Source organism: Cyclobacterium xiamenense (assembly GCF_900109255.1).
GTDB classification, from domain to species: domain Bacteria; phylum Bacteroidota; class Bacteroidia; order Cytophagales; family Cyclobacteriaceae; genus Cyclobacterium; species Cyclobacterium xiamenense.
The window spans coordinates 298,168-317,756 of the sequence record NZ_FNZH01000001.1; the positions used below are offsets into that span (position 1 = coordinate 298,168).

The 19,589-nt window shown below is 49.3% G+C and carries 14 protein-coding genes; 8 read left to right on the forward strand and 6 right to left on the reverse strand.

What is annotated here, in order from left to right:
* Positions 1-50: 50 nt before the first annotated feature.
* A complete protein-coding gene (gene rsfS, locus BMW71_RS01005; protein ID WP_092168237.1) occupies positions 51-404 on the reverse strand; it encodes a ribosome silencing factor in 354 nt (117 codons plus the stop codon).
* A gap of 100 nt (positions 405-504) precedes the next feature.
* Here rsfS and BMW71_RS01010 point away from each other — a divergent pair, with 100 nt between their 5' ends.
* From BMW71_RS01010 to BMW71_RS01045, 8 genes are all read left to right on the forward strand, one after another.
* Positions 505-1,260, forward strand: coding sequence for a biotin--[acetyl-CoA-carboxylase] ligase (locus tag BMW71_RS01010; RefSeq protein ID WP_092168240.1), 756 nt, complete (start codon positions 505-507; stop codon positions 1,258-1,260).
* A gap of 72 nt (positions 1,261-1,332) precedes the next feature.
* A complete protein-coding gene (gene ahcY, locus BMW71_RS01015; protein ID WP_092168243.1) occupies positions 1,333-2,652 on the forward strand; it encodes an adenosylhomocysteinase in 1,320 nt (439 codons plus the stop codon).
* A 258-nt stretch (positions 2,653-2,910) separates the two neighbouring features.
* Complete coding sequence (ppsA, locus tag BMW71_RS01020) at positions 2,911-5,271, forward strand: phosphoenolpyruvate synthase (protein ID WP_092168246.1); 2,361 nt, start codon at positions 2,911-2,913, stop codon at positions 5,269-5,271.
* 505 nt (positions 5,272-5,776) lie between these two features.
* Positions 5,777-6,175 carry a DoxX family protein gene (locus tag BMW71_RS01025; protein WP_092168249.1) on the forward strand — a complete coding sequence of 133 codons (399 nt, stop codon included), beginning with the start codon at positions 5,777-5,779 and terminating at the stop codon, positions 6,173-6,175.
* Between the two features lie 18 nt (positions 6,176-6,193).
* Entirely contained in the window at positions 6,194-6,850 is a 657-nt protein-coding gene (locus tag BMW71_RS01030; protein ID WP_092170113.1) for a Crp/Fnr family transcriptional regulator, read from the forward strand.
* A 113-nt stretch (positions 6,851-6,963) separates the two neighbouring features.
* A complete protein-coding gene (locus BMW71_RS01035) occupies positions 6,964-11,094 on the forward strand; it encodes a hybrid sensor histidine kinase/response regulator transcription factor (protein WP_092168252.1) in 4,131 nt (1,376 codons plus the stop codon).
* On the forward strand, positions 11,048-13,156 hold the full coding sequence (locus BMW71_RS01040) for an alpha-L-fucosidase (RefSeq protein WP_092168255.1): 2,109 nt from the start codon (positions 11,048-11,050) through the stop codon (positions 13,154-13,156). The genes BMW71_RS01035 and BMW71_RS01040 overlap by 47 nt, the downstream gene beginning before the upstream one ends.
* A gap of 127 nt (positions 13,157-13,283) precedes the next feature.
* Entirely contained in the window at positions 13,284-13,448 is a 165-nt protein-coding gene (locus BMW71_RS01045) for a DUF1328 domain-containing protein (protein ID WP_092168258.1), read from the forward strand.
* A gap of 74 nt (positions 13,449-13,522) precedes the next feature.
* Here BMW71_RS01045 and BMW71_RS01050 read toward each other — a convergent pair whose 3' ends face one another.
* The 5 genes from BMW71_RS01050 to BMW71_RS01070 form a co-directional block, all read right to left on the reverse strand.
* Positions 13,523-14,548 carry an alpha/beta hydrolase gene (locus BMW71_RS01050; protein WP_092168261.1) on the reverse strand — a complete coding sequence of 342 codons (1,026 nt, stop codon included), beginning with the start codon at positions 14,546-14,548 and terminating at the stop codon, positions 13,523-13,525.
* 3 nt (positions 14,549-14,551) lie between these two features.
* On the reverse strand, positions 14,552-15,352 hold the full coding sequence (proC, locus tag BMW71_RS01055) for a pyrroline-5-carboxylate reductase (protein ID WP_092168264.1): 801 nt from the start codon (positions 15,350-15,352) through the stop codon (positions 14,552-14,554).
* A gap of 67 nt (positions 15,353-15,419) precedes the next feature.
* Positions 15,420-17,099: a M1 family metallopeptidase gene (locus BMW71_RS01060; RefSeq protein ID WP_092168267.1), complete on the reverse strand. Its 1,680-nt coding sequence runs from the start codon at positions 17,097-17,099 to the stop codon at positions 15,420-15,422.
* A gap of 15 nt (positions 17,100-17,114) precedes the next feature.
* The gene (locus tag BMW71_RS01065; RefSeq protein ID WP_092168270.1) at positions 17,115-17,876 is read right to left on the reverse strand and encodes a creatininase family protein; all 762 of its coding nucleotides are present in this window, start codon (positions 17,874-17,876) and stop codon (positions 17,115-17,117) included.
* A gap of 310 nt (positions 17,877-18,186) precedes the next feature.
* Positions 18,187-19,572, reverse strand: a complete 1,386-nt coding sequence (locus BMW71_RS01070; protein WP_092168273.1) for an amidohydrolase family protein — start codon at positions 19,570-19,572, stop codon at positions 18,187-18,189.
* Positions 19,573-19,589 lie beyond the last annotated feature (17 nt).

Consider the following 19,589-nt stretch of genomic DNA (forward strand, 5'->3'; position numbering starts at 1 on the left):
AAACTTTTTGTACAACGAAATTAAAAAATGAAAGTTTAAATCCAGTTGATTTAGTGACTGTTTATTTTGGTGACCTTGGCATCTCCCCAAAGCTCTTCTAACTGATAAAATTCTCTTTTTTCTTTTAAGAATATGTGAACCACCACATTAACGTAATCCATCAGTACCCATTGCCGGTTTGTTTTTCCCTCGCTCCGCCAGGGACGTTCGTTGCTTCGATTGAAGACGGTTTCTTCCACGGCGTTGGAGATACCCTCTACCTGCGTGTCAGAGGAGCCCGAACAAATCACAAAAAAATCGGTCATCGTACTCGTGATGTCCCGCAAATCCATTACTACAATATCGGATGCTTTTTTGTCTTCCATCCCGGTCACGATCACTTTGCTCAACTCCTCTGCCGTCATAGGTGCTTTTTTCTGTGGTTTTTTAGTTAAAATTTATTTTATTCCTACATTTAACCTGATTTTAAATATCCAGATTATCGAATAAAATAACTAATTATAAATGCATAAAATCCTTGCCAATACGGTTTTTTTAGGAAAAGATTTGCAAATACTGACAGACTGTCATTCTACTAACGAAACGGCCCTTTCATTGGTTCGTTCCGGGAAGGCCGCAGAGGGAACGGTTGTGCTAGCCCTAAACCAGACCCGAGGCAAAGGACAACGAGGCAGGCAGTGGTACGCGGCCCCTGGATTGAATCTCACCTTTTCCATCGTACTCAGGCCTGAATTTATTGCTGTAAACCAGCAGTTTGTGTTGAACATGGCCGTTGCCCTTGGGGTTCACAAGGGGTTGTCAGAATTTGTATCGGGTCTTTCCATCAAGTGGCCCAACGATTTTCTGTACGAAGGGGGAAAAAAGGTGGGTGGCATGCTCCTGGAAAATAGTGTGAGGGGAAAGCAGCTGGTGCTTCAGGTGGCAGGAATCGGCATCAATGTGAATCAGCTGGAGTTTCCGGTACCGCAGGCGGTCTCCCTGGCGGGGATTTCTGGTAACACGTTTTCGCTGGATGAGGTGCTGTCGGCCGTTCTACAATCGGTGGAGGATTATTACCTTCGGCTGAAGGCCGGCAAATGGGAGGCCATCCATAACGAATACCTTGGACAGTTGTACCGGTTTGGAAGCTGGGCTACCTACAACGACGGGGAGCTATTTACCGGAAAGATTACCGGCGTGGGCGAAGACGGCCGGCTACAAGTACGCAAACAAAACGGTAGTGTAGCCTGTTATGACCTGAAACAAATAGCATTCGTTTAGTTCAGCATTTTCTTTTGTGTCCGTGAATTCCTAAATTTGTCAAAAATTAATTTAAACCATAGCTTCGTTAACATGTCAACAACCAAATCACAGAAATATATTCAATATAAGGTGAAAGATATTTCATTGGCCGCATACGGAAGAAAAGAAATCCGTCTTGCGGAGAGTGAAATGCCGGGTCTAATGGCCCTGCGAGAAGAGTACGGTGCCTCCCAACCGCTAAAGGGCGCCCGGATTGCGGGCTGTTTGCACATGACCATCCAAACCGCAGTGCTGATCGAAACGCTAGTGGCCCTGGGGGCAGAGGTGACCTGGTCGTCTTGTAATATTTTCTCTACACAAGACCATGCCGCTGCTGCGGTGGCTGCAGCTGGTATCAGCGTGTACGCCTGGAAAGGGTTGACCGCTGAAGAGTTCGATTGGTGCATCGAGCAAACACTTTTCTTCGGAGAGGAGCGCAAGCCGCTAAACATGATTCTCGACGATGGAGGAGACTTGACGAACATGGTGTTGGACCAGTATCCGGAATTGGTTTCCGGTATCAAGGGACTGTCGGAAGAGACCACCACGGGTGTTCACCGACTCTACGAGCGAATGAAAAACGGTACCCTTACCATTCCCGCGATCAATGTCAACGATTCGGTCACCAAATCAAAATTTGATAACAAGTACGGATGTAAGGAATCGCTGGTCGATGCAATCCGCCGGGCTACCGATATTATGATGGCGGGTAAAGTGGCTGCCGTAGCTGGTTATGGTGATGTAGGCAAGGGTTCTGCTGCATCCCTCAGGGGTGCCGGAGCCCGGGTCATTGTTTCCGAAATCGATCCCATTTGTGCCCTACAGGCAGCAATGGATGGATTTGAGGTGAAAAAAATGATGGATGCCGTAAAGGAAGCGGATATTGTGGTTACGGCAACCGGCAACAAAGACATCATCGGTGAGGCACATTTTCGCGCGATGAAAGACAAAGCCATTGTTTGCAATATTGGCCACTTCGACAACGAAATTGACATGGCCTGGCTGAACGAACAGTACGGACATACCAAAGACGAAATCAAACCGCAGGTGGACCTGTACCATTTGGATGGCAAAGACATCATCCTGCTTGCGGAAGGCCGGTTGGTGAATCTGGGTTGTGCTACGGGACATCCTTCGTTTGTGATGTCCAACTCCTTTACCAATCAGACCCTTGCCCAGATGGAATTGTGGAACAATACCGATCAGTACGAAGCGGGTGTGTACATGCTTCCCAAGCACCTGGACGAGAAGGTAGCAGCCTTGCACCTGAAAAAACTCGGTGTGGAACTGGATGAACTGTCGCCCGATCAGGCGTCGTACATCGGTGTCAACCAACAGGGACCTTACAAACCGGATTACTACCGGTATTAATTGTTGGAGACACATCCCTAAACGAAAAGAAAACCCGGACCCAAGGTTCGGGTTTTTTTTAACGTTTTTTACAACAGATAGGGGGTTCTAAAATCTTTACAAATTGGACTACGCCAAACTCTTGGTCTCTGAGTGAAGAAAAGGGTGGGGCAGTGTTTGCATGGATGGGTTGTATTTTTCTTTTTGAACATGAGCGAGGTCATGATGTTGATTGCTAAAATTGGGTAACTTACTCTTTGTAAACAAATTAGCCCTAAAATGACCAAATATTGTATTCCATTTGAGCAAATCCGGCACACGGACCTTTCGCGTGTGGGAGGAAAAAATGCTTCCCTGGGAGAAATGATTCGAAAAATGACGCCGCTGGGAATACAGGTGCCTGGCGGATTTGCGGTGACCGCTGCCGCGTACAGGGAGTATATCGAAGCTTCAGACTTACTCGAACCGCTGAAAAAGAGTCTGGACTCCCTTGACACGAAAACGCTGAAAAATTTAGATAAGGTAGGAAGCAGCTGTCGAAAGTTGATTTTGTCGGCAGAAATACCGGATTCCGTGCAGGAAGAAGTGGTGAAATTCTATCAGCAGCTGGGTGAAAAGAAGGCCGTAGCGGTCCGAAGTAGTGCCACTGCGGAAGATCTTCCCACGGCCAGTTTTGCCGGACAGCACGATAGTTTTTTGAATATCAGGGGTTCTTCCGCATTGTTGGCTTCGATCCGGAATTGCTATGCTTCTCTTTTCAACGATCGAGCCATAAAATACCGGTTGGATAAGGGGTTTGATCACCTGGAAGTAGCCCTTTCTGTGGGGGTGCAATACATGGTCCGATCCGACAAAGGCAGCGCGGGAGTCGCGTTTACCTTGGACCCCGAATCGGGTTTTGACAAGGTGGTCTACCTTACCTCCGCCTGGGGCCTGGGTGAACTGGTCGTTCAGGGAGCTGTAAACCCGGATGAGTTTTACCTGTTCAAACCTGCGCTTGAAAAAGGATTACCACAGCCGTTATTGGAAAAGAAACTCGGGGAAAAGGAACACAAAATGGTCTACACTAAGGACCGGAAAAATCCTGTAAAAAAAATCCCGACCTCCGGTAGGGAACAAAAGGAATTTTCCCTGAGCGAAACGGAGGTCGTACAATTGGGTAAATGGTGTCTGGAAATCGAAAAAATGTACCAGCGTCCCATGGACATTGAATGGGCCAAAGATGGGAAAACAGGGGAGTTGACTATTGTTCAGGCCCGCCCGGAGACGGTGCACCAACAACAGCCGCTGACATTAAAGACCTATCACCTACAGCCTGAAACGAAACCGATTTGCCAGGGAAAAGCCGTCGGTAAGGCCATTGCAAGTGGCAAGGTAGTCATCGTCAATTCCCTTGCAGATGGTCCTAAAGTTAAAATGGGGGATATTATCGTGGCGGACAGTACGAATCCTGACTGGAATGCATTGCTGAAAAAAGCCGTTTGTATAGTTACGAACAAGGGTGGTAGAACCAGCCACGCGTCCATTGTGGCCAGGGAATTGGGCATTCACGCCGTGGTAGGAACGGGCAATGCCACGCAAAAACTGCAGGACGGGCAGTTGGTGACCGTGTCTTGCGCTGATGGAGATCGGGGTAGCGTATTTGAGGGAAAGTTGGATTGGGAGGAAAAGGAGGTGTCACTGAAAGGGCTCCGGACGACAAAGACCGCGGCCATGCTGATTCTTGCAGACCCGGGAAGGGCCTTCCAGCTGGCCATGTATCCCCAACAGGGAGTGGGGCTGCTACGCATGGAATTTATCATTTCCACAGCCATTCGGATCCATCCGATGGCACTGGTGAAGTTCGACGAGATGGTGGAAAGTCACGAAAAGAAAGCCATACAGGCCATGACAATGGATTATGCGGACAAACAGCAGTACTTTGTGGAAAAATTGGCAGCTTCCGTGGGCATGGTAGCCGCCGCCTTTTACCCCAAGGAAGTGATTGTACGCATGAGCGATTTCAAATCCAACGAATACCGGGAATTGATCGGCGGCAAGTACTTCGAACCCGAGGAGGAAAATCCCATGTTGGGATTTCGGGGTGCATCCAGGTATTCCCACGAGCTGTATCGGGAGGGATTCGGCCTGGAATGCAAGGCTATGAAACGTGTTCGGGAAGAGATGGGCTTGGATAATGTGAAACTCATGGTCCCCTTTTGCCGGACGGTGGATGAGGGCGTGCGTGTCCTGGAATGCATGCAGTCGTTTGGTCTGGAACGGAAAAAAAACAAACTGGAAATCTACATGATGGTGGAAATCCCTAGCAATGTCATCCTTGCGGAGTCTTTTGCCGACTTATTTGACGGGTTTTCCATCGGGTCCAACGACCTGACTCAGCTAGTGCTCGGGGTGGACCGGGATTCGGCCATGGTGAGCGGATTGTTTGATGAAAATAACCCTGCCGTAAAAGAGATGTTAACAAAGGTCATCCGGGCCATTAAGAAAAAGGGAAAAAAGATCGGATTATGTGGACAAGCTCCCAGTGATTACCCGGAGTTTGCCGGTTTTCTCGTCGGGTTGGGGATCGATAGCATTTCATTTAATGCCGATGCCCTGCTAGCAGGGATTAAAAACATCCAAAAAGCAGAAAAAAAATAGAAAGGAGACATATTGGCAGGCAAACACTTGGTGGGAACGGCGGGAACGATTAATTTTAACCGATAAAAAACTGAAATAGTGCTTGTCTGAGGCGGAAATTCCTGACAAATACGCCTCGCGAGGTAATATCCCGATAACATCCCCTCGCCGATAAGCGTCGGGAGGAGAGACATGCGACCTGCGTGCCGGTAGGCAGGGTTCTTCTGAAGGTTATGACAGGCCTATGGCCTAAAAAAAAGAGTATTAACAGATTCCATGTGACCACTAAAAGACAGTTTTAAACACATGAAATCGAGCATGACGAAAACGTCACACAGTGGGATGATTATCAATCATGCGAGATTCCATCTGACCGCTGAAAAAAAATATAAACAGATGAAATCGATCCTTCCTTAGGTAGACATGCATAGCGCAAGCGGTACATGGAAGAATGATTAGTAATCATGCGAGATCCTCCCGATGTGATCGGGACAGGCATCTGACCATTAAAGACAATTATAAATAGATGAAACCCGTATCCTTTGTTTTTATCCGGTTGGGAATCGGCATCAGTATGCTCGGGCATGGTTTGGTTAGAATCCCGAAGCTGTCTGCCTTCAGTGCCGGGATGGTAGGCAATTTTAGCGAATCCTATTTGCCCGAACTTTTGGTGACTCTTTTTAGTCTGGTGCTGCCCTTTCTGGAGTTGATGCTGGGACTGGCGCTTATTTTGGGCTGGAAGACGCGAATTGCCGGTATCAGCGGTGCTTTATTGATGCTTTTGCTTATGTTTGGTACTTCAATGATTGAAAATTGGTCCGCCCTGCCCTCGCAAATGATTCATTTGTTGTTTTTTGTGTTGGTATATGAGTTTAATGAGGTGAATACCTTTTCGTTGGACGCGTCCAACCCATCCGCTAAATAAGTTCCTATGATCGACAAGATTGATATCGAAGTTTTAAAAACAAACCTACCCTTTATCACCGATTCCCGACTTCGGGAGGCCCTGGCAAAAGAAGGCAAGGTCATGGAAATCCCCAAGGGAAAGACCATCATGGAACCCGGTCAGTTTGTGAAAATGGTGCCGATCGTTTTGGAGGGAAGCATCAAGGTGCTACGTATGGACGAGGAAGGAAGGGAATTGTTTCTGTATTACCTGGAGCCCGGCGAAACCTGCGCCCTGTCGCTCACCTGCTGTTCGGCTTCCAAACCCAGTGAAATCAAGGCCGTAGCCGAAGAAGATACCCTCATTTTGGCCGTTCCGGTGCATACCCACGAGCAATGGTCGGACGAATTCAAACAATGGAAAGACTACGTCTCCACCACCTATCAATCCAGATTTCAGGAAATGCTTGAGACACTCGATGCGGTAGCTTTTAAGCGAATGGATGAGCGATTGATGCGTTACATTGTAACCAAAATGAAGCAGGCAAAGGCTAATGAATTGCACACCACCCATCAGGAAATAGCTTCGGAGCTGGGTACCTCCCGCGAGGTAATCTCCAGGTTGCTCAAGCAGTTGGAAAAGAAAAAGTGGATCGAGCTGGGTAGAAACGTGATCTACATTCGCGATGATTTTGAGGAATTGATTAGTAAATAAATGCCCCTTAGAAACCCGTTTGTGCGTGTGAAAAAATCCAACCGCTTACGGGAACCATAGGAGTCACCCAATGCCAGTCGCGGGCAACGAAGGTTCAAGAAATGAAGTAGTCTATGGGAAAAGGCTTCCTTTTTTTTAGGTTGATTTGTATGGTGATGGTGTGCCTACCAACGCTTCAAGCGCAGGAGGCCTTATCGTTCCGGTTTAAAAAGCTGTATACCGGTCAAAGCCTTTCCAGCGGAGACATACAGGCTATTTTTCAGGATGTGGATGGCTACATGTGGCTGGGCACCAGCAATGGGCTGAATCGGTTTGATGGATCCAGGTTGCGCAGGTATTTTGCAGATGAGCATGATTCCAGTACGATCAGTAGTAATTCCATCAGCAAAATCTACCCGGGACCGGCGGGTAATTTATGGTTTAAGGATGCCGAGAGGATTGTCAACGTGTACCTAAAGGACAAGGAAATCTTTGCACGAGACATGGAAAAGTTTGCCGCCCGGTACCAGCTGAGAAGTGCAGTGATAACCAAGGTCTTCGAAGATTCCAAAAAACGGTATTGGTTTTTGCACCCCTTCGAGGGCATTACGCTCCTTGACAGCAGCTTGCAGGAGGCACGGTATTTTTTTTCCAAAACATCGGAGGATGGAACCATAGGTAGCAATTTGGTCACGGATATTCAGGAAGATTCGGAAGGTAATTTCTGGCTGGTTCACGCAAATGGTTGGATTGATATTCTCTCCGGGGCGAATTTACGGGTTAAAAAAAGGCTGTCATTACTCGATGAGTCGGAGATTCTTCAGAACTATATTTTTGAATTGGTGCTGGATCAATCGGGGGATGCCTGGGTTTTTTGTCCGGATTTTCCGCTTGGTTTGTTTCATATTTCTGGTAAAACCTGGCAGGTGCAGGCCATTCGCGAGGATTCCGAGGGGATTCGTCTTAACAATCCCTTGGTTAAATCCGTATTGGAATATGCCCCAGGAGAAATTTGGGTAGGTACGGATCACGGGGGGATTAATATTATTGACACCCAAAGTAACAACGTTCATTATGTGCTCAACAGGCCGGAAAGTAGCCTGGCCTTATCCCACAATGCGGTCTACGTTCTGTTTAAGGATGCATCCGGAGTGGTATGGGTGGGTACGCACAAAAGGGGAGTAGACTTATACCACCCCAATTTGGATCGATTTGGGTTGCTTAGGAGGGATATTGATCCGGAAAACCCCTTGCCCATAAATGACGTCAATGCGATCGAGGAGGATCCCTCGGGGAGCCTTATAGTGGGATCAAACGGTGGAGGCTTGTGGCGGTACGATTCCAAATCCGGCACTTACTTGGATGTATCGCAGTGGCCAAACGATACAGGACCCGTGCCTGATTCCGATGTAGTAGTGGTTGATTTGTACAGCGACCGGTCCGGTACCTTGTGGATCGGTACCTACCAACGAGGCTTGTATGCATACGATGGAAAAAATTTTACCCACTATGAGGCCCAAATAGGCAAGCCGGATGCATTACAGGATAACAATATTTGGAAGATTTTTGAAGATAGTGCCGGAAGGTTTTGGATAGGTACGCTCCGGAAAGGGCTCTTTCTATTCGACAAAGCCTCGGGTACCTTTACGCAGTGCAGCCCGGAAGACATGGGTATCGCATTGAATAACCAATACATCACTGCCATTACCGAAGACAATTCCGGAAATATCTGGGTGGGGGGAAGCCTTGGGATTGACATTTTTCATCCCGAAAAAGGCTACCAACGGTATTTTCCTGGAAATTCTACCGATCCATCCGGATTTAGCCACTCAAACGTTTCGGACATGTTTCGGGATCGCTATGGAATCATTTGGATAAGCACAGGCCAGGGCTTGTTCTATGTTGAAGAAACAGCGGATTCCTTTCATGTATTTGACCAGTCCAACGGGTTGAAAAACGATTTTCTGGTAAGTCTGGTACCGGATAAGCAAGGGAATCTGTGGTTGAGTTCCAATGACGGCTTGATTCAGGCCGAAGTGGACCGTAGTGCTACAGCTCTTTCCCTCTCGTTTCGATTTTTCACTAGTGGGGATGGATTACAAGGTGATAGCTTTAACAAAAATGCCGCCTACCTATCCAGCGATGGTAGGGTATATTTCGGCGGAGTGGATGGGATAACCTACTTGCATCCTGAAACCTTTCCTTTTTTTGACGCCGAGCCACAGGTGGTTTTTTCGGATTTTCGCCTGTTCAACCAAACCGTAGCGGTGAACGAACGGGTAAACGGCCGGGTGTTGCTGGACAAACCCCTGAACGTAAGTCGATCGGTACAACTAACGCACCATGAAAATATTTTTTCCGTTTCTTTTTCTTCCTTGAATTACCTAAACCCGGAAAAAAGCAGCTTTTTGTATCGGCTAGAGGGGTTCAGTAAGGAGTGGATTGCTGTGGAGACTTCCCCTTTTGAAGTCACTTTTACCAACCTTGACCCTGGAAATTACACCTTACAGGTGAAAGCTTCCTCCATCGACGGAGCCTGGGGAGCGAAAGTGGCCAACCTTGATATAGAGATTTTGGCTCCTTTCTGGCAAACACCCCTGGCATTTGGTATGTATGGCCTGGTGCTAGTTATATGTATTGCCTCTTCCTGGCAGTGGTTTGTGTACCGGGAACGTCAACGGCTTAGCCGACTGGAGGAAATTAAGGAGAACAAACGTCTGGCTGAACTGGACCAGATGAAAAGCAGGTTTTTCACGAACGTGAGCCATGAGTTTCGGACACCACTGACGCTTATTCTGGCACCGGTAGAAAAACTGGTAACCGACACCCCGGATGGTCCCGTGCGGTTTCAGCTGCAAACTGTCCAGAAAAATGCCCGAAAGCTGCTAACCCTGGTCAACCAACTCCTGGAAATCCGAAAGGTGGAAAACGAGCAACTGGAATTGCAAACGGCAGAAGCAGATTTGGTCACTTTTTTGGAAGAGCAGGTTCACGCTTTTCGGAGTTTGGCTATACAAAGGCAAATTGGTCTCACCTTTAGCTCCAATGTACGGAATATTCCGACCGTTTTTGATGGAGAAAAGATGGAGCGAATCCTGTACAATTTACTCTCCAACGCCTTTAAATTTACGCCAGCAGAAGGAGAAATCAATGTAAGCCTGGATTTCAAACAACACAGCTTGTCCGGGGGCTGGGCAGCTATTTGCGTTCGGGATTCGGGACCGGGAATTGCTCGGGATCAACTGGACCGCATCTTTGAGCGTTATGTCACGCTTAGTTCTTCCGAAAACCAGGGTACAGGTATCGGGCTTTCTTTGGTACAAGAATACGCAAAACTACACGGAGGCAGTGCCAGGGCCGAGAGCATCCCGGGCCAGGGAGCGGCGATTATTGTTTCGCTTCCGCTTATCCTTCGGGAGGGCTACCTGGTCTGGGAGGAATTTTTCATGGATACTGGAAAGGAAGAGCTGATTTCCTCTGGTTCGGGGCAGGCCGAACAGGACCGCCCCAGCCTGTTATTGGTAGAAGACAACCCAGACTTGCGGGAATACCTTGCGGAGGTGCTCCGTGATTCTTATATCATCGATCAGGCAGCCAACGGCAAAGAGGCCCTTGCTATTGCGCTTCGGAAAATCCCGGATATCATTCTTTCCGATGTGCTGATGCCGGAAATGGATGGGGTGGCTCTTTGTCAGGCGATCAAGACCACCATTAAGACTTCCCATGTACCGGTAGTTTTACTCACCGCCAAAACTGCCGAAGAAGATCATTTGCTTGGCTTGCAATCCGGCTGCAACCTCTACCTGGAAAAACCTTTTAATCTCGAAATCGTGCGTTCATCACTGGCCAACTTACTACGGGAAAGGGAACGGCTGCAGCAACATTACCGCAAACTCATCACGGTGAAAACAAGCGAAGCCGAGCTGGAATCACTGGATGACCGGCTGATACGAAACGCCGTACTGCAGGTCGAAAAGGAAATTGATAATCCGGACTTTTCGGTAGAGACACTTAGTAAGCTTCTTGGAATGAGCCGGGTGCACCTGTACAAAAAAATTAACTCACTTACCGGACAGACGCCCCTGGAGTTCATCCGATCCATTCGCCTGCAGCGTGCAGCCCAATTGTTGGTTACCAATCGGTTTACCGTATCGGAAGTCGCCTACAAGGTAGGTTACAACAATGCCAAATATTTCTCCAAACACTTTAAAGCCAATTATGGAAAAATCCCCTCTCATTACCAAAAAGAAAACGAGGATAACTAGCTTGTACTACCTCCTGTTAGCGCTCGTATTGTCAGGTGCCTGTTCCGGGCCTTCGGCGACCCCACCGGAACCCGTGATGCCCATTCCCCACGAACGGCAGCTGGAATGGCAGGATATGGAATTTTACGCATTTGCCCATTTTAATATGAACACCTTTACCAATCGGGAATGGGGCATGGGCGACGAGGATCCTGCCTTGTTTAACCCAACCGATTTTGACCCCTCGCAGTGGGCGAAAATTTGCAGGGAGGCAGGTATGAAAGGAATCATCCTAACGGCCAAACACCACGACGGGTTCTGCCTTTGGCCTACCGAAACCACCTCCCATTCCGTAAAAAACGCCACCTGGAAGGATGGGAAGGGAGATATCGTTCGGGAGGTTTCCGAAGCGTTTCGGGCGGAAGGTCTCAAATTTGGGGTGTACCTTTCTCCCTGGGATAGAAATCATCCCGATTATGGAAAGCCGGAGTACATCGATGTCTTTCGGCAGCAACTCCGGGAATTGCTCACCAACTACGGAGAAATTTTTGAAGTATGGTTTGATGGTGCAAACGGCGGGACTGGATACTATGGCGGAGCCAATGAAGAGCGGCGGGTGGACAAAAAAAGCTACTACGACTGGGCTACCACCATTGACTTGATTCGTGAATTGCAGCCCAATGCCGTCATTTTTGGGGATGCTGGACCGGACGTACGTTGGGTAGGTAACGAGCACGGTTTTGCCTACGAGACCACCTGGTCTAATCTGATGCGGGATTCGGTGTACGGTGGTATGCCGGAATACGCCAAAGTCTACGCTCCCGGCCAGGAAAATGGAACCCACTGGGTGCCCGCAGAAGCGGATGTTTCCATCCGGCCAGGCTGGTATTACCATCCCTATGAAGACCATAAGGTTAAATCCCTGCCACAGTTACTGGATATTTACTACCACAGTATCGGACGAAATAGTTCCCTTTTGCTGAATTTTCCCATTGATAGAAGGGGCTTGATTCACGAAAATGATCAGGCCCAACTGATGAAATTGGTCCATAAAATTCGGGAGGACTTTTCTGTACCGCTGCCGCTGGATAAGGCCAGCATTACGGCTACTTCCACTTTGGGAAAGGGATACGAAGTGTCGGCCATATTGGAAGAAAAGGGCCACTATTGGGCGGCAGCGGAAGGAACCATTGCAGCCACCATTCAGCTGGAGTTTCCCGACCCGGTCCGGTTCAACCGGTTTCTCGTCCAGGAAAATATTGAGCTGGGGCAACGAATCAAGGCATTTGATGTCGAAATCAGGACAGAGGAGGGAAGCTGGACGCCTCTTGCCTCCGGCACCACCGTGGGCTTTAAGCGGATCTTACGCCTGCCGGATACGGAAACCACGGCCATTCGTTTCGCCATTACGGATGCAAAAGCAAGCCCCACGGTGCAACACCTGGCGTTTTACCTGGCTCCCAAATTACTGCTTCCTCCCAGCATCAACCGGGATAAATCCGGCATGGTAAGCCTGAAAGCACCGGAAGAGGGGCTGGAGATCTGGTACACGCTGGATGGCTCCGACCCGGCGCAGCAAGGCAAGCGGTATACCGAGCCTTTCCCCGTACTGGATCCAACAGCGATTCGGGTGCTTTCAAAAGATCCGGGGACTGGAGAAATTAGCGAGGTTGCACTCAAGGCATTGCAACTTGCCCGAAAAGATTGGACCGTCTTGGGTGATGGCGAACAGTCCGAACACCTGATCGACGAAGACCCGACGACAAACTATTTTACAGATACGGACCGTGTTTCCATCGACTTGGGAAAAAGCTATGCATTGACCGGATTTACCTATTTCCCCATGCAAAACAGGTACCTATCCGGCCTGATTACCCGGTACGCATTCGCAGTTAGCGAAGACGGGCGACAGTGGACGCAGGTGAGTGAGGGCGAATTTGGTAACATTGTGAACAGCCCTATCGAGCAACGGGTTACTTTTCCTACCGTAACAGGCAGGTACATTCAGTTGCGGGCACTGGATAAACTGGACGATAATCCGGCAAGTTATGCCGAACTGGGCATACTTATTGGGAATCCGTAATGGGCAGCAATCAGCGGTAGAAAACCAGGGATTAAACCACCTGAATCCGGTAGTTGCGGAGTTTGGTTTGCTTTTTGTAGTAAACGAAGAGTAAATTTTAAAACCGTACTACCAAACCACTCTAACTATGTTAACATGGGTAATCGTATTTCTTGTCGTAGCATTGATCGCCGCCGTACTGGGCTTTTCCGGACTTGCTTCGGGTCTTGCGTCTATCGCTAAAATTATTTTCTACTTGTTTTTGGTACTTTTGGTGATTGGGCTGATCGCCGGTGCAGTAAATGGGTTTTAGCATTCAAAACGGAATGTTTGCCAACTACGTGTGGCGGGCGTTCCGTTTTTTTTTGCTGACCAGCCACGGGTAGGCTACTCTCCGGAAGGCACGGGGATTTCCCGCGCCGGTACGTTGACCACCTCTTCCAGAAAAGAAATGGAAGCATCGAGCACGGACGCCCATTGATCGGTTTTGATCGGGGACGTAATTACGTGGTCACCGGCATCGGGAAAGGTCATTTTTTGTTTGTCCGCTTCCGGTGTGCCCAGTTGCTCGTACATGGTCAACATGGCTGGTACCGATACGACCCTGTCCTGGATTTCTTCATTTTTGTAAAAATAGCCCATAAAAAGCGGTTGCCGGACTTTCTCAAAGGTCTCGGCATTCATTTTGCTTTTTACCAATACGGCAAGGCTGGTATAAGCATTGATGTGGAGGCGGCCGGCCCAGTATTTTCCCTCTTCGGGTTCCCGCGGTACTTCCATGATTCCCGACTCGGTCATGGTCAGTTGCATCAATTGCTTCATCCAGGGCTGAAAAAGTGGATCCAACCGGTCTCCGTAAATGGCGATGCAGGGTGAATACAGCAAGACGGCTGCTATTTCCGGACGCTCTTCGGCCAGAACCAGGGACAAGGCTCCCCCCATCGAAGTCCCGAGGACAATTACTTTTTCGCCCAACTGCCTGCTGATCATGTACGCTTCCCGTGCTCCCCGGATCAGATCGGATGCACTCAGGTATTCGAAGGCATTTGGCCGGCTGATTCCGTGTTCCGGTAGGCGACTCAGGTACAGGTTGGCACCAAAATGTGCGGCAATTTTGCGGTGTACCGGATCGCCCTCCATGTGGCTGGCACCAAAGCCATGCACATAGAGAATGCTATACGGTGTTTTCTCCTTCCGGGTACTATCCGCCCAGACAATGGTAGCCCGGTTGCCCGGCTTCAGGCCAGCTACCGTATCTTCTTTGTTCCGAACGTAGCTCTCCAATGCGGTTAAATTTTCCGGCACCTCAGGATACGCACCACGGAGGTCCTGAACGCTTTCTTTCGGACCTACCATGTACAGGATGACCAGTAAAATGGCCGTTCCCATTAGCCAGGGAATAAGTTTTTTCATGGGTTATTTTTTTATATCCTCGTACGAAGCAACAACTCCCCGTACCATGGCCGAACTAAAGCCATGGTGTTCCATTTCGTTAAGACCCTTGATGGTGGATCCCTTTGGGGTGGTGACCTTGTCTATGGCTGCCTCGGGATGGATGCCTTTCTGGATGATTAGCTCCGCCGCACCCTTCACTGTTTGATTCACGATTTTATTGGCCGTTTTGGCATCAAAACCAATTTGAATCCCCCCTTGGGTCATCGCTCGCATAAACCGCAACACGAAGGCTGTACCACATGCGCCCAGAACGGTAGCCGCTTCCATGAGGTGCTCCTCAATGGTGATGGAGATGCCGACACTGTTGAAAATGGCTTTTACCAGGTCTTCCGATTCGGGGCTAAAATTTTCCCCACAAATGCAGGTTATGGATTCCTTGATGTCTGCGGCGATGTTTGGCATCACGCGAAAAATGGTGGTACCGGGATCCAGTTCATTTTTTAAGGTAGCGATGGTAACTCCAGCGGCGAGAGAGGCAATGACCACCTTCTCTTTTACAAGAAATGGTCGGATTTCTTGTAAAATGGGCACAATGTTATACGGCTTTACGCCCATGATGACCAAGTCGGCGTCCCGTACGGCTTCTTTGTTATCAGCCAAAACGCGAACGCCCTGGGACTGCAGGTAAAACAGACTCTCCGGATGCCGTTTGGTTACAGTTAGGTTTTTGCCATCAAACCCTTTGCTTCCCAGCAACCCGTTTACGATGGACAGTCCCAGGTTTCCACAACCTATAATGGCAATCTTGGTGTTGGTTTCCATTTCTGGTTTCTTATTTACGATATAGGTGTAAATTTAGTCAATTATTTTTCTAAAAATAGCACGGGCGCTACTCGGACGGTGCTCGAATTTGTTGGGTGAAAATATACAAGTTGGGATCTGTTTCGAATACCCTGCCCGGTAGCAGCAAGTCGGTGGACTGCCAGGCAGCCGTTGGATGCAGCACATGGGTTAGGTTATTTTGGCTGACTGTGACCGGCATGGAGAAGCCATCCACCACTTCCTGCCACCGGTAATACAGTCGGTCGTCTTTCCAATAGTGCTGAAAAAGCGGTACCTGAGCGGTCCGAAGGTATTGGTCGAAAAATGTCTGCAGCGGCAGACCGGTTTCGCGTGCCAAAAACCCTTCTATATCCTGTGTAGACACGGTTTGGTGGTAAAAGGTCGCATTCATTTTTCGGAGAATGGCCCGCCATTTTTCATCCTGATCTATCCACTGCCGGAGGGTATGCAATATATTGGCCCCCTTGAAGTACATGTCACCTGATCCCCGTTGGTTTACCCCGTAATCACCAATGATCGGGATGTCGTTTTTGATCACGCTACGGGCTCCCTGTAGGTAGGCGTTCCCGGCGTTCACGCCGTAGTGGTAATCAAGGAAAAGGCTTTCTGAATACGTGGTAAAACTTTCGTGAATCCACATGTCGGCGATGTCCCGGTAAGTGATGTTGTTGGCAAACCACTCGTGCCCCGCTTCGTGAATGATGATGTAATCGAAGGTAAGGCCCCAGCCGGTTTCGCTAAAGTCCTTGCCCTTGTAGCCCTGCTGGTATCCGTTTCCGTAGGTAACGGCCGATTGGTGCTCCATGCCGAGGTAGGGGACTTCGATTAGTTTAAAACCATCCTCGTAAAACGGATACGGTCCAAACCAATGCTCGAATGCCCGCATCATTCGGGGAGCATCCTTAAACTGAACAAGAGCCTTTTCCAGGTTTTCCCTCAATACGTAAAAATCCAGTGTGAGCGGGCCTTTTTCCCCAAGGTATTCTTCGGAAAAATGGGCGTAATCGGCTATGCTAATATTAACGCCGTAATTGGCGATGGGGCTACTTACGAACCAGTGATAGGTGGTTTTTTCCGGACTCGGTTTTTCGGTCTTTCGGAGCCTTCCGTTGGACACGTTCATCAATGGATCCGGAACGGTCACACTGATCAGCATGCTATCCGGCTCGTCATACATGTGATCCTTGCAGGGCCACCAGAGACTGGCTCCATCGCCCTGATTGGAGTTGGCGATAAAGGGCCGCCCTTTCTGGTCTTTTTCCCAGGTGAGGCCGCCACTCCAGGGGGGATTCGGACTTATTCGTGGGGTTCCGCCATAGACTACCTGGAGTTGATGGATTTCACCGACCTTCTGAGGCAATTCCAATTCCACAAAATACGCGTTGCCCTCCCGCCGGTAAGGCATTTCTCGGCCTTCCTGATAAAAGCCTTTGATTTCCATGGGTTCCTGCAGGTCTATTTGAAGCGTTTGGTAGGATTTCAGAACCTTATAGTGAACGGTATTTTTGCCCTGAATGGATTTTCGCCTCGGGTCAACCTCCACGTCCAGGTGGTAATACAGCAAGTCCCACCATTCCCTTTCCTCTGTGATGCTTCCCCGCAAACTGTCCTGCCGGGAATACGGCACAGAAGTCTGCTGGGCCTGGGTTGGGAAGAGGGTAAGGGTATACAAAGTGGTGCACAAAAGCGCGAGGGAGCCAATTTTTTGGAAAGCGAGTTGCTGCATGCGTAGGAGGATTATTTATTCGTAGCGGTCTGCCAGGTCCAGTTTTTCCAAATCGATCATGAATTCCGCTACCTTTTGGGTGACATCGGTAAAAAAACGCTCGCCCTTCTCTTTGGAAGAGGCTTTCGGATTGCCAATGCCGGTGTCTTCGGTCACCATGGACCATTTTCGTTCTGCCCAGGCCCATCCTTCCCGGAGGGCATTGATCCTGGATTTTTTTTCGGCTCCGTCGCCCGCTTCTTCCAAAGGGCCCACCAAATGAGGTTGTAGGTGAAGGATGAGACTGGTTTCCATTTCATCCGCATGATCGCCCATGTGCTCAAAATAGGCCGTTTTATCCATGGCCTGAAACCAATTGCAGGTACTGAAAAACATATCGGGAAAGGCAAGACCGATTTCTCGCAAAATGGATTTGAAATCGTTGCCTCCATGGCTGTTAAGAATCAGCAACTTGGGAATACCCTGCCGCTGCAATACCGTTGCCAGATCCCGAATGATCGCCATCTGGGTGGAGGGGTTGAGGTTCATGTCCAGGTAGATGTCCGACTGCCCCGTATTGACTCCAAACGGGATGGTGGGTAGGATCGTGATTTTGGCACCAGCTTTCCAGGCAATTTCTCCGGCAGCTGCTGCGATGGCATCTGCTTCGTAACAATCCGTGCCGTAGGGCAGGTGGTAATTATGGGCTTCGGTTGCTGCCCAGGGAAGTACCGCCAGTTCGATACGCTCGTCCTTTAATGCTTTCCAGTTGGTCTCTGCCAAAATATAGGGTCTCATAGTTACTCGTTAGTTGTGTAGCCAAACATGCTTCCGATGTGTAAATAAACCATATTTTTTTTTAAATCCCATCGGAAACGATGAAGACTTCCCTGTATAGAAAGCCGGAAATTCGACATCCACTGGAAAAAACGCTACCGCAGCAGGGAGTAGGAAGGACCGCCGACCCAGACGGCAGCCGAGGTGCCTCCCTGTACCAGCCGCATAGCGATAAAAATAATACTTGCAGGGGTATGACCGTTGGGAACAGAAAGAGGACATCTACTTGGTCATGCCCGAAATCCCCAATTTGTGAGCTGCCTTCCCGGGTCTATTCCTGCTCCTGACTTGCGTACTTATTGGCGATGGCAGCCAGTTCTTTCTCGATGGTTTTTCCATCCAACCAGGTTCCACGTACCATCACGCCTGCCGGATGGCGTAGGTATTTCAGGTCTTCCAGGGGATTTTTATCCACCAGGATCAGGTCAGCGGATTTTCCTGTTTTTATTTCCCCGAAGTTTCCGTTAAAAAAGGCCGCCGGATGGAGTGTGCCAATTTGCAGGGCTTCGAGCGGACTCAATCCGGCATCCAGCATGCCCTGTAACTCGTGGTGAATGGAGAAGCCGGGAACGTTGAAAACCTGCGGCGCATCCGAACCCAGCAGTAAGCCCTGTCCCTGCTCGTGAAGGGCCTTGATCAATTGGTGTCGAATTTTATTATATCGCTGCCATTGCTCCGGGTCGTACGCTTCCCCGGTAGTAAGGTTGTTTTTGCTGGCGATCCAGGCTTGGATGGTCTCCGGATGCATGTAGCGCATCTCCGGCTCGCTTGCCAGTTTGCTCGCAGGTATCGGAGAAAACCAGCGATCAAACAGCGCCTGTGTTGGGACTACCCAGACCCCGTTCGCTTTACTCAAAGCGGCCAGTTCGGAGATTTTTGAGGTATCTGCCACACCGGTAAAGTTGTAACCGAAAAACCCATTTTCGATCGGGTTGACCCCAACTGATTCCGGTACCAGGCCTTCCAGAAAGCCATCGACATGATCCACGGTCTGGTATCCGCTTTCCAGTGCATGCCGAATTCCCACCAGGTTGGACACGTGACCGGCAAACGGGATGCCTGCCTCGCGGGCGGCTTGGACCAAGGTATCAAAAACATGCAGGCGGATTCCGGGATGCAATTTCAGAAAATCGTAGCCCGCATTGGCGTATGCGGTTACTTTTTCACGTGCCTCTTCGGGGGTTCGTACGGTGGTGCCATTCAAGGAGGGACTGGAGGTGACTATCCGGGGGGATAGAATCAGGCCTTGATCTGCCTTTTCACGAAGGGGTAAATGAACCGGATTTCCCAGCATACCACGGATGGTGGTAATGCCGTTGGAGAGGTAGAGAAATAGTGTTTCTTTGACCAGGGAATCGTCCCAGGCTGCTGCCGGAATATGTGCATGCATTTCCGTAAGGCCGGGTAACAGGTACTTCCCTTCGCAAGGAATGACGGTACCTGCCCCCCAATCTACCGGGTGTCCGGCAGGTAAGATGCGGTCGATTATCCGGTCTCCAACTACGACGTGGCATTTATTGATTTTGCCGGTGGCTACGTCGATTAGCCAAACGTTTTCCAGCACGGTATAATCGGCATTTAGCGGGTAGGTTTGCGTGTTTGATCCGCAGGAGAATAGCAGTAGACTGAGTGAAACGAGAGACAATAGGTAGTTCATGGCCTATGAGGTTAATT